This window comes from Arenimonas sp. (assembly GCF_019459675.1).
Lineage (GTDB): Bacteria > Pseudomonadota > Gammaproteobacteria > Xanthomonadales > Xanthomonadaceae > Arenimonas.
On sequence record NZ_JAIBFH010000302.1, the window covers coordinates 1 to 10,628 of the forward strand.

At 71.2% G+C, this 10,628-nt stretch carries 12 protein-coding genes and 1 pseudogene; 7 read left to right on the forward strand and 6 right to left on the reverse strand.

Features of this window, described 5'->3' with window-relative positions; genetic code table 11:
• The 7 genes and pseudogenes from K0M70_RS10225 to K0M70_RS10255 form a co-directional block, all read left to right on the forward strand.
• The coding region (locus tag K0M70_RS10225) for a hypothetical protein (RefSeq protein WP_290781770.1) at positions 1 to 192 on the forward strand (192 nt) is incomplete at its 5' end.
• A pseudogene (locus K0M70_RS10230) lies at positions 132 to 330 on the forward strand (long-chain acyl-CoA synthetase); the annotation flags it as partial. The gene K0M70_RS10225 and the pseudogene K0M70_RS10230, both read left to right, overlap by 61 nt.
• Before the next feature lie 10 nt (positions 331 to 340).
• Positions 341 to 1,015: an iron-containing redox enzyme family protein gene (locus K0M70_RS10235; protein WP_290781771.1), complete on the forward strand. Its 675-nt coding sequence runs from the start codon at positions 341 to 343 to the stop codon at positions 1,013 to 1,015.
• Complete coding sequence (locus K0M70_RS10240; RefSeq protein ID WP_290781778.1) at positions 1,015 to 1,830, forward strand: SDR family oxidoreductase; 816 nt, start codon at positions 1,015 to 1,017, stop codon at positions 1,828 to 1,830. The genes K0M70_RS10235 and K0M70_RS10240 overlap by 1 nt, the downstream gene beginning before the upstream one ends.
• Complete coding sequence (locus K0M70_RS10245) at positions 1,827 to 2,486, forward strand: hypothetical protein (RefSeq protein WP_343211209.1); 660 nt, start codon at positions 1,827 to 1,829, stop codon at positions 2,484 to 2,486. Before K0M70_RS10240 ends, K0M70_RS10245 begins: the two co-directional genes overlap by 4 nt.
• Positions 2,487 to 2,507: 21 nt before the next feature.
• Positions 2,508 to 3,197 carry a response regulator transcription factor gene (locus K0M70_RS10250; protein ID WP_290781772.1) on the forward strand — a complete coding sequence of 230 codons (690 nt, stop codon included), beginning with the start codon at positions 2,508 to 2,510 and terminating at the stop codon, positions 3,195 to 3,197.
• A 17-nt stretch (positions 3,198 to 3,214) separates the two neighbouring features.
• On the forward strand, positions 3,215 to 4,570 hold the full coding sequence (locus K0M70_RS10255) for an ATP-binding protein (RefSeq protein WP_290781780.1): 1,356 nt from the start codon (positions 3,215 to 3,217) through the stop codon (positions 4,568 to 4,570).
• Between the two features lie 9 nt (positions 4,571 to 4,579).
• Here the strand turns inward: K0M70_RS10255 and K0M70_RS10260 are convergent, their stop codons facing one another.
• The 6 genes from K0M70_RS10260 to K0M70_RS10285 all read right to left on the reverse strand — a co-directional run bounded on the left by K0M70_RS10260 (position 4,580) and on the right by K0M70_RS10285 (position 10,422).
• Entirely contained in the window at positions 4,580 to 5,017 is a 438-nt protein-coding gene (locus K0M70_RS10260) for a hypothetical protein (RefSeq protein ID WP_290781773.1), read from the reverse strand.
• A gap of 99 nt (positions 5,018 to 5,116) precedes the next feature.
• Positions 5,117 to 5,833 (reverse strand): hypothetical protein, encoded by a 717-nt coding sequence (locus K0M70_RS10265; protein ID WP_290781774.1) that lies wholly within the window; start codon positions 5,831 to 5,833, stop codon positions 5,117 to 5,119.
• 55 nt (positions 5,834 to 5,888) lie between these two features.
• A complete protein-coding gene (locus tag K0M70_RS10270; protein WP_290781775.1) occupies positions 5,889 to 7,190 on the reverse strand; it encodes an amidohydrolase in 1,302 nt (433 codons plus the stop codon).
• Positions 7,191 to 7,290: 100 nt separating this feature from the next.
• Entirely contained in the window at positions 7,291 to 8,652 is a 1,362-nt protein-coding gene (locus K0M70_RS10275) for a hypothetical protein (protein WP_290781776.1), read from the reverse strand.
• Positions 8,649 to 9,746, reverse strand: a complete 1,098-nt coding sequence (gene zapE / locus K0M70_RS10280; protein ID WP_290781781.1) for a cell division protein ZapE — start codon at positions 9,744 to 9,746, stop codon at positions 8,649 to 8,651. The genes K0M70_RS10275 and zapE overlap by 4 nt, the downstream gene beginning before the upstream one ends.
• 4 nt (positions 9,747 to 9,750) lie before the next feature.
• The gene (locus K0M70_RS10285; RefSeq protein ID WP_290781777.1) at positions 9,751 to 10,422 is read right to left on the reverse strand and encodes an alpha/beta hydrolase; all 672 of its coding nucleotides are present in this window, start codon (positions 10,420 to 10,422) and stop codon (positions 9,751 to 9,753) included.
• Positions 10,423 to 10,628 lie beyond the last annotated feature (206 nt).

A 10,628-nucleotide genomic window follows, 5' to 3' on the forward strand; every position in this document is an offset into this window, starting at 1 on the left:
GGCGCTGAACGGCGCATCGGCGACCACCAGTTCGCTCACCTGCGCGTAGTCGGGCAGGCCGGCGTTGACTTCATGCAGGGCCGCGCGCAGCGCGGCGTGGGCCCGGCCGGCGCGGCGCGGGCGGGGCCCACGCCGCGCTGCGCGCGGCCCTGCATGAAGTCAACGCCGGCCTGCCCGACTACGCGCAGGTGAGCGAACTGGTGGTCGCCGATGCGCCGTTCAGCGCCGCCGACGGACTGCTCACCGCCAACGGCCGTCCGCGCCGCGAAGCCATCCTTGAACGCTACGCCGATGCCATCGCGCGCCGATACGAAACTTACCCCACCGACGAGACCCTCGCATGAACTTCCACCAGCAGCTGCTGCACCAGACCCAGGCCGAGCGCGCCGACCTGATCGCCATCCCGATCATCCAGGACGCCCTGGCCGCGCAGATCGCCCGCGACGACTACGTCGCCTTCCTCACCCAGGCCTACCACCACGTGCGCCACACCGTGCCGATGCTGATGGCCTGCGGCGCGCGCCTGCCGGCCCGGCTGGAGTGGCTGCGAACGGCGGTGGGTGAATACATCGACGAGGAAATGGGCCACCAGGAATGGATCCTGGACGACCTGCAGGCCTGCGGCGCCGACCGCGAAGCCATTGCCCGTTCCCAGCCCGCGCACGCCACCGAACTGATGGTGTCCTACGCCTACGACACCATCGGCCGCGGCAACCCGGTGGGCTTCTTCGGCATGGTGCTGGTGCTCGAAGGCACGTCCGTGGCCCTGGCCACGCGCGCGGCCGAAACCATCGAAACCAGCCTGGGACTGCCGCGCACCGCCTTCAGCTACCTGCGCTCGCACGGCGACCTGGACATCGAACACGTCGGCTTCTTCGAAAAGCTCATGGACCGCCTGGACGACGCCGACGACCAGGCCGCCGTGGTGCATGCGGCGCGCCGCTTCTACCGGCTCTATGGCGACGTTTTCCGCGGACTGCGGGCGCCGGCCTCCGCCCTTCGGGCAGCGGCGTGATCGGCCTGCGCGGCCGCACCGTGGTGCTGACCGGAGCCAGCGGTGGCATCGGCGCGGCGCTGGTCGCCGGCCTGGTGGACGCCGGGGCCACGGTGCTGGCGGTGGGTCGCGACCCGGTGAAGCTCAACACCATGGTGCACCGGCATCGGCCCGGGGCGGTGGTGCCCGTCACCGCCGACCTGGGCACGCCCGAAGGACGTGCCGCCGTGGTGGCGCGCGCGGCGTCGATGTCGCCTTCGCTGCTGGTGATCGCGCACGCCCAGGGTGCGTTCGGCCTGTTCGAAGAACAGTCCGACGCGGATATCGCCCGCCTGCTGCAAACCAACCTGGTGGCGCCCATGCTGCTCATACGCGCGCTGCTGCCCTGGCTGCAAAAGCAGCCCGAGGCAGCCGTGGTGGCGGTGGGCTCGACGTTCGGCGCGCTGGCGTTCCCCGGCTTCGCGGCCTACAGCGCCAGCAAGTTCGGACTGCGCGGCCTGATCGAAGCCCTGGGCCGGGAATACGCCGAAGGCCCGGTGCGCTTCCAGTACCTGTCGCCACGCGCCACGCGCACGGCGTTCAACACCGCCGCCGTGGACGCCCTCAACGCCGAGCTCAAGACCGCCCAGGATGAGCCCGCGGACGTCGCGCAACAGCTCATCGCCTGCATCCGGCGCGGCGACCGGCGCCGCCAGCTGGGCTGGCCGGAAAAATTCTTCGCCCGACTCAACGGTGCGTTCCCCGCCCTGATCGACCGCGCGCTGCGCGCGCAGCTTCCCACCGTGCGGCGCCATGCGCGCGCCGCGTCCCCCGCACCCACCGGAGAAACCGCATGAAATCACCCCGCATCCGCCCGATCGTGTTTGCCACCCTGGCGGCGTTGGCCTCGCTGCCCGTTTTCGCCGCCGAACTCTCGCCACAGGTCGCCGCCGTGCGCGACCGCTGGGCGGAAGTGAAATACGAGCTGCCGGCGGAGAAACGCGATGCCGCCTTCGCCGCCCTGGCGACGCAGGCCGAAACGGCCCGCGCCGCGGCCCCGCGCGACGCCGGTGCGCTGGTTTGGGAGGGCATCGTGCTGTCGAGCTGGGCCGGTGAAAAGGGCGGCCTGGGCGCGCTGGGCCTGGTCAAGAAAGCGCGCAAGGATTTCGAAGCCGCACTCGCCGTTGAACCCGGCGCCCTGGAGGGCTCGGCCTACACCAGCCTGGGCTCGCTGTACTACCAGGTGCCCGGCTGGCCAGTGGGCTTCGGCGACGACGACAAGGCGCGCGAGATGTTGGCCAAGGGCCTGGCGCTGAATCCCGACGGCATTGACGCCAATTATTTCCAGGGCGATTTCCTGCGCGAGCAGGACGACTACGCCGGCGCCGAAAAAGCGCTGCTCAAAGCGCTTGCAGCGCCGCCGCGGCCGGGTCGCGAGCGCGCCGATGCCGGCCGCCGCGCCGAAGCACAGGCGCTGCTCAAGACGGTGCGCGAGGAGCTTGCCAGCCGCTGACGCCCCACCCACACTCCCCGCATGCGCGTGCTGTTGGTCGAAGACGACGAATCCCTGGGCGAAGGTATCCGCACGGCCCTGCGCCGTGCGGCCTACGCCGTGGACTGGCTGCGTGACGGCGCCAGCGCACTGGTGGCCATACGCGACGGCGGCATCGACCTGGTGGTGCTGGACCTGGGCCTGCCGCGCATGGACGGCCTGGAAGTGATCCGCAGCGCGCGCCGCGCCGGCGCCACCGTGCCCATCCTGGTGCTGAGCGCCCGCGAGCGCCCGGCCGACCGCACGCTGGGGCTGGACGTGGGCGCCGACGACTACCTCGGAAAGCCCTTCGACAGCCACGAACTGCTGGCGCGCGTGCGCGCCCTGCTGCGGCGCAGCGCCGGCAACGCCGCCCCGGTGCTGAGCTGCGGCGCACTGGAGCTGGACCCGGCCGCGATGTCCGTGCGCTGGCAGGGCCGCAACATTGACCTGCCGCGGCGCGAGTTCGCCCTGCTGCGCGTGCTGATGGAAAGCCCGGGCCGCACCGTCAGCCGCGAATCGGCGCAGCAGCGCCTGTTCGGCTGGGACGAAGACATCGCCAGCAACGCCCTGGACGTGCACGTGCACCACCTGCGGCGAAAGCTGCCCGCGGCGCTGATCCGCACCGTGCGCGGCGTCGGCTACGCGCTGGACGAGGCGGCGGTGCAGGCTGCGCCCGGGGCCGCGCCATGACGTCGGTCCGCCGCCTGCTGGTGCTGGCGCTGGTGGGCACGCTGTCGGCCGGCATCGCCGTGGCGGCCGGCTTCAGCTACAAGGCCGGCCTGCAGGAAGCCAACGAACTGTTCGACGCCAAGCTGGCCCATTCGGCGCGCGTGCTGATGAGCCTGGTGGACGAACCGCTGGCCGACGAACAGCACCGCACGCCCGGCGGCCCGATGGTCATCAGCGTCTGGCACGGCAATGGCCGCGATCTGGTGTCGGCCGGCGGACACGCCTACGAAACGAAGCTGGCCTTCCAGGTGCGTGACGCCGGTGGCCAGCTGCTGCTGCGTTCGGAAAGCGGGCCCGTGCAGGCGCTGGCAGCGCTGGCGCCCGGCTATGCCGACGTCACGTTGGCAGGCAGTCCCTGGCGGACGTTCACCCTGCGCGCGCCGTCCGGCCTGTGGTACCAGGCCAGCGAGCAGTCCGAGATACGCGAGGAGATGGCCGGCGACATCGCGTTCGGCACCCTGGTGCCGCTGTTCCTGTCGCTGCCGATCATGGCCTTCATGATCTGGCTGGCGGTGTGCTGGGCCAGCCGCGGCCTGCTGCGCATTTCCGAACAGATCGAGGCGCGCGCGCCGGACCGGCTGGCACCGATCGAACTGGGCCGGGTGCCCAAGGAGATCCAGGGCCTGGCCAAGGCGGTCAACGGGCTGCTGGCCCGGGTGGAGGCCGGGCTGGCGCGCGAGCGCCGCTTCACCGCCGATGCGGCCCACGAACTGCGCACCCCGGTGGCGGCGGTGAAAATACACGCCGACAACCTGCGCAACGCCGTCAACGACGCCGAGCGCCTGGAGTCGCAGCAGCGCCTCGACGCCGGCGTGCGGCGCATGGAGCGCGCCATCGCCCAGCTGCTGGCGCTCAGCCGCGTGGAGCCCGGCGCCGCGCCGCAGGCCCGTGAGCCCGTGGACCTGGCGCAAATTGTTGCCCACCACGCCGGCGACGCGCGCACGCTGGCGGAAGAACGCGACATCGAAGTGCGGGTACAGGCCCAGCGCGCCATGGTGGCCGGCGACAGCGCCGCGCTGGACGGGCTGGTGCGCAACCTGCTGGACAACGCCGTGCGCTACACGCCAGCGGCTGGCCAGGTGAGCGTGCGGCTGGCATCGGACGCCGGGCAGGTGCACCTGGTGGTGGAGGACAGCGGCCCGGGCATCGCGCCCGAGGCGCGTGAGCGGGTATTCGAGCGTTTCCAGCGGGAGCTGGGCACCGGCGTGGAGGGCAGTGGCCTGGGCTTGTCCATCGTGGCCCAGGTGCTGGCTTCGCACGGCGGCCGCATCGCGCTGGACGCCTCGCCCGCGCTGGGCGGACTGCGCGCCAGTGTCACCTTGCCGGCGGCCTGAGCGGCCTGCCTACAGTCCGCGGCGTCGCGCCACGAACGGACTGGGCAGGATCGACAGCAGGGCACCGATGCTGCCGACCAGCACCACCGCCGCGACGTACTCCGGCAGGCGCACCGGCGCGTCAAGGAAGTGCTGCAGCCACAGCACGAAAGCCACGCAGAACAGGGCGGCCCAGGCGAACGAAAGCAGCGCGCCGGCACCGGTGGACGCCGCCGCCAGCGGCACGCGGCGCTGCTTGCGCAAGCCCGCCACCGACAGCGGCGCCGCCACGGCACCCAGGCCCAGGAACACCGCCACCGCCAGCGCCGGATCGGTCGGCAGCGAAAACAGCGCGCGCAGCACGGCCAGGACAACCGCCAGCATCGCCGCGAACAGCGCGAATCGGAACACCAGGCGCAGCGCGGCGTCGAGGTAGACGGTGGTGGGGATGTGTCGGGGTTTGAGCATTCTGGGCGGCGTGGAAAAAGCGGGCGCCATTATCGCCCGGAACGCGCCGCCCACGCTCACAAGCCCCGCCCGATGTCGTCGCTGGAACGGGGCAATGCGTCAGCCGGGATCGGCGCCGCAGGTGAAGTCCGCTGCGCTCAGCGCTTTGCCGGCCAGGTGCGCCTGCAGGCGAGCGATGGGCAGCGAATAGCGCGGGTAGGCGAACTGGCCCTCGACCCGATAACTGTCGGCGTGGCTTTCGGCGTGCCACTGTTCGTAGTCTTCCCGGGTGATGCGGCTGGCGTGGGCAAGGACGGGGTCGGTGATGTCCTCGCGCAGCTCCCGGACAGAACAAGGCAGCCAGTACGGGCCGGAATTGTTGAGCACCACGTGCAGCTGGCGCTGCGAGTCGGTGTCGAGGTTCGCGCGCGCGTAGCGCACCATCACCCAGTTGTTTTCCTGCGCGAGCAGCAGCATCAGCATCGGCTTCCTGGGCGTGCCGTAGGCATCGATGCGGCCGCCGTGGCTGGTGGTGCTGGCGAAGAAGGTTCCTGGCGGGCTCGCTCCGTAGACGGTCTCACGTGCCTGCAGCTTTATCCACGTCGGCGCGGGATCCATGCACAGCACGTCCTTTGACGCGCACTCCGGGTATGCCGGCAGTTCGCCGGTGCCCAGGAAGCGGGTGACCACCAGGCTGGGCCGGGCCTGCGCTGCGTCGAGATCGGGGTAGACCGCAGGCGCGCCGCGATGTGCGCAGGCCGTGGCGAGGATGGCCAGCAGCGCCAGGCAAAGGTGGCGCCGCAGTGAAGCGGCGCGAGGGTGGTGCGGAGGGGACATGTCATCTCCGGGATCAGGCGGTCCGTTCCCCAGGGACCGGGATGCAGGCGTGGGGTTACGGGGCCAGGCTCTGGTAGTCCAGCGCCACCTGCAGCATTGCCCGGGTGCCCACCTTCAGCGCTTGCTCATCCAGGAAGAATTCGGGCGAGTGGTTGGAGGGGGCCTTGATGGCGTCCTGGTCGCGGGGCGTAGCGCCGACTAAAAAGAAGAAGCCCGGCACTTCACGCGCGTAGAACGAGAAATCCTCGGCGCCCATGTTGAGGTCGAGTTCGATCACGTTCTTGGCGCCCACCGCCTTCTCCAGGCTCGGCACCATGCGCGCGGTCAGCGCGGGATGGTTCACCGTCACCGGGTTGCCCTTGGTGTCGGGCACGTTGGCTTCCACGGTGGCGCCGTGAGCGGCCGCCACGTGCGTGGCGACGTTCTTGAGGTCGGCGAACACCGCCTGGCGCATGCCTTCGTCGAAGGTGCGGATGGTGCCCACCAGCTCCACGCTGTCGGGGATGATGTTGTAGCGGATGCCGCCCTTGATGGCGCCGAACGTCACCACCACCGGCTGCTTGGAAATGTTCTGGCGGCGGCTGACGATGGTCTGCGCGCTGCCGATCAGGTCGGCGGCGGCCACGATCGGGTCCACGCCGCCCCAGGGCCGCGAGCCGTGCGTCTGCCGGCCCTTCACCACGATGTTGAAGCGGGCGGACGCGGCCATGGTGGGGCCGCTGCGCCAGCCCACCGTGCCGGCGTTGAGCGTGCTGAACACGTGCAGGCCGAACACGGCCTCGGGCTTGAAGCGCTCGAAGATGCCCTGCTTGAGCATTTCCTCGGCGCCGCCTTCCTCGCCATCCGGCGGGCCTTCTTCGGCGGGCTGGAAGATGAAGAGGATTTCGCCGGGCAGGTCGGCCTTCATCGAGGCCAGTGCCTCGGCCACGCCCATCAGGATGCCGGTGTGGGCGTCGTGGCCGCAGGCGTGCATCACGCCCACCGTTTCGCCGCGGAAGGTGGACGTGGCCTTGGATTCGAAGGGCAGGCCGCTGCGTTCGGTCACCGGCAGCGCGTCCATGTCGGCGCGCAGCGCGATGCGTGGACCAGGCTTGCCGCCGCGCAGCACGGCCGTGACGCCGGTGGTGGCGATGCCGGTGCGCACGTCGTCGAAGCCCAGCGCCTTCAGATGGTCAGCGACCAGCTTGGACGTGCGGACTTCGCGGTTGCCCAGCTCGGGATGCTGGTGGATGTCGCGGCGCCAGGCCTGCACCTTGCCATCTACGGCGGCGGCGAGTTTCTCGACGTCGGGCGACTGCGCGGCAGCGGGGCCGCAGAGCGCGGCGGCAAGGGCGGAAACCAGCAGCAGCTGACGCATGGCGACACTCCGTAACGACCTGTCGCCGATGCTAGCACCGCTGGGAACAGGTGCCAGGTGCATTTTCAGTCTCGATGGGACACAAGATGTAGCTGGGCCATCATTGCTTGAGGCGGTCCAGGACCAGCAACAACACGGAGGCCAACGTGGCGAGCACCGGCCAGGCGAGATAGCGGAACTCGGCGCTGCCCGAGGCCAGCGTCAGCGGCAGGGCGTAGGCCAATGCCGACGCCGCCACGGCGGCGGCCAGCACCAGCGAGGCGTTGACGCTGGCCCGGCCTGGCGCGTGCCGCGGCCTGCGCGCAAGCGCCACCGCGGCCACGCCGATGACGGCCACGCACGCCACCAGGTAGATCCATCCCGCGAAGAGCGGCGTGTCGATCAGCGAGCGCAGCAGGTCCAGCGTGCGCGCATGCAGCGCGCTGGCCTGCGGCGCCACCGGCGGGTTGTCGTTGTACTGGTGCAGGCCCGGCATCATCACCAGGCCGTCCGGCAGGCCGGCGCGGTCCCAGCCCAGCAGCAGCTGGGTCAAGCGCCAGCGGTGCGCGAAGTAGGCCGGCGCATGGTCGCGCGGCAGCGACCACGCCAGCGCTTCCAGGGCCTCTCGCTGCGCCGGCGTGTACGGCCCGTCGAAGCTGTGGCGCAGCTTGCCGGTTTCGTACACCGAGGTGTTGCTGAAGTCGACGAACTTGCCGCGCAGCTCGTCCAGCGTCAGGGACTCATCGGCCAGCCCGGGCGGGTACACCAGGGCGCCTTCGGCCAGCGACACGGCGGCTGCGTCCCACAGCGTCACCACTGACCAGACGCGCTCGGTGTGGCGCACGCGCGAATCGTAGTTGGGCAGCCCCGACACCATCATCACCGTGGCCATCATCGCCACCGTGAACACGACGGTGCCGCCCACCGACCCGCGCCTGGGCAGCCAACGCGCCGACGCCGCTTCGCACCAGCCGATCCACGCCACCAGCGGCAGCGCGCCGGTGATGGCGTTGTGGCGGAAGGCGCAGGCGAAGGTGAGCGCCAGCAGGGCGCCGGCCCGCCAGCCGCGGTGCGGGGCGCGCACGTCGTGCGCCAGCAGCGCCAGCGCCCAGGCGAACCCCGCCAGCGTCCACAGGTCTTTCCACACGTGCGGCAGCATCGCCAGCAGCGGCGGCCAGAAGCCCAGCCCCAGCACGATGGCGAACCGCCACGCCGGCCGCACCGGCAGCGCGGCGGCAAACATCGCCAGCGCCGACCACAGCAGCGCCGCCTGCAGCGCGAACATGCCGGCCGGCCCGGGAACCACGCGGTCGCTGAGCTGCCAGATCATCGCCATCAGCGGCGGGTGCACGCTGTCGAACTGGTCGTTGCGCGCCTGCCACCACTGGTAGGCCGAGTCCCAGCTCATGTAGCCCGGCCAGAACACGGCCAGCACCGCGGCCAGGCCCAGGACCGCGGCCAACCAGGGCGCCAGCCGGTTCACGGGCGATGCTCCCGGGCCATGAACTCGGCGGTGCGCATCTCGATCAGGCGCGACGCGGTGCGCTCGAACTCGGCGCGCAGCTTGTCGCCCGCGTAGAGCTTCGTGGGCTCGGCGCCGGCGCTGAGCACCAGGTTCACATTGCGGTCGTAAAGTTCGTCCACCAGGTGCACGAAGCGGCGCGCGGCGTTGTCGCGCAGGCCGTCGAACACCGGCACGTCCGAAAGCAGCACGGTGTGGAAGTCGCGCGCGATCTCGATGTAGTCAGCGGCGGCACGCGGGCCCTCGCACAGCGCGGCGAAATCGAACCAGGCGATGCCTTCGGCCAGCGCCCGCACCGGAACCGGGCGGCCGTTGATCACCAGCGGGTGGGTGTCGCGCGGGCTGTCGGCCGCCAGGTGCGCGAAGTGGTCGGCCATGGCCATGTCGGCCGCGGCGCCCAGCGGCGTCACGTAGGTGCTGGTGCGGGTGAGCAGGCGCAGCCGATAGTCCTGCGCGCTGTCCAGGTGCACCACGGCGCAGTGCCGCTGGATCAGCGCGATGGCCGGCAGGAAGCGCGCGCGCTGCAGTCCGTCCCGGTAGAGATGGGGCGGCGCGGTATTGGACGTGGTGACCAGCACCACGCCGCGCTCGAACAGGCGCTCCAGCAGGCGCCCCAGGATCATCGCGTCGGCAATGTCGCTGACGATGAATTCGTCCAGCACCAGCAGCCGCATCTCGTCGGCCAGGGCGTCGGCGACCACGGCGACGGTGTCGGCCGTGCCCTCGGGCAGGGCCTGCATCCGGTCGTTCACTTCCACCATGAAGCGGTGGAAGTGCCAGCGCCGCCGCGGCAGGTCGCCCAGCTGTTCGAACAGCAGGTCGTTGAGGAAGGTCTTGCCGCGGCCCACGCCGCCCCACAGGTACACGCCGCGCACCGGCGAAGGCGGCCGCAGCCGCCAAAGCAGCTGGCGCAGCGGCGGCTTGCGCAGGCGCGCGGGCAGCTGGCGGTGGACCCGGTCGAGTTCGGCCAGGGCCTTCTGCTGGGCCGGGTCGCGCTGCCAGCGGCGCGTCGTGACCCCGTTGGCGTAGATCGCCGACGGCGGCAGCACCGCCAGGTTCCTAGCCACTGCGCGGCGGGGGCAGGTTCTTGCGAACGCCGTTCTTGATCGCGCCGCGCAGGTCCATCAGGCGGCGGTGGAAGAAGTGGCCCGTGTCGGGCATGCGCACCAGGGTGGGCTTGTCCTTGAGCGAATCAATCCAGTCGTACACCGCCTGCGGATCAACGATGTCGTCGGCCTCGCCCTGCACCACCAGCCAGGGGCAGGGCGGCGGCAACACGCCGGCGAATTCGCGCAGGCCCACCGGCGGCGCGATCGAGATCATCTGCTTCACGGGCAGGTGGCGGGCGCCCTGCAGCGCCACCCAGCTGCCGAACGAGAAACCGCCCAGCCACAGCGCGTCGTCGGGCCGGGCCTTGCGCACCCAGTCGGTAACCGCCAGCAGGTCGAGCGTTTCGCCGCGGCCTTCGTCGAAGCTGCCCTGGGACTGGCCTACGCCGCGAAAATTGAAGCGCACCGCCACCAGGCCCAGCTCGCTCAGCGCGCGGGCGGTCATGGTGACCACCTTGTTGTGCAGCGTGCCGCCGTCGGGTGGGTTGGGGTGGCAGATCACGGCCACGCCAGCGCGCTCGTGTCCCGGATCGGGCAGGTCGACCATCAGCTCCAGCTGGCCGGCCGGGCCGGTGATCAGCACGGGGCCCGATTCGCTGGGGAAGTCCGGGGTGGCGTTCATGGCGGGATGATAGCCCTTAGCGGGCCAGGTCGAGGCCGAGCAGCATCGGGTCGTGGTCGGAGGCGCGCCAGGGGTCGTTTTCGCGGTCGCGGCGGTTATCGAAGCCGTCGGCCTAGTCCGCCTTGGGGTGCCAATCGGGGGCGCCGCGCCGGCCGCCCGGCCAGCCCGCGGGGACGAGGGGGGGGTCCACGCGCCCCCACCCCCCC

Bases quoted from the DNA above. Each gene is read 5' to 3' on its own strand.
- K0M70_RS10260 (WP_290781773.1), bottom strand. From the start codon at position 5,017: ATGCTCAAACCCCGACACATCCCCACCACCGTCTACCTCGACGCCGCG.
- K0M70_RS10250 (WP_290781772.1), top strand. From the start codon at position 2,508: ATGCGCGTGCTGTTGGTCGAAGACGACGAATCCCTGGGCGAAGGTATC.
- K0M70_RS10285 (WP_290781777.1), bottom strand. From the start codon at position 10,422: ATGAACGCCACCCCGGACTTCCCCAGCGAATCGGGCCCCGTGCTGATC.
- K0M70_RS10235 (WP_290781771.1), top strand. From the start codon at position 341: ATGAACTTCCACCAGCAGCTGCTGCACCAGACCCAGGCCGAGCGCGCC.
- K0M70_RS10245 (WP_343211209.1), top strand. From the start codon at position 1,827: ATGAAATCACCCCGCATCCGCCCGATCGTGTTTGCCACCCTGGCGGCG.
- K0M70_RS10270 (WP_290781775.1), bottom strand. From the start codon at position 7,190: ATGCGTCAGCTGCTGCTGGTTTCCGCCCTTGCCGCCGCGCTCTGCGGC.
- K0M70_RS10265 (WP_290781774.1), bottom strand. From the start codon at position 5,833: ATGTCCCCTCCGCACCACCCTCGCGCCGCTTCACTGCGGCGCCACCTT.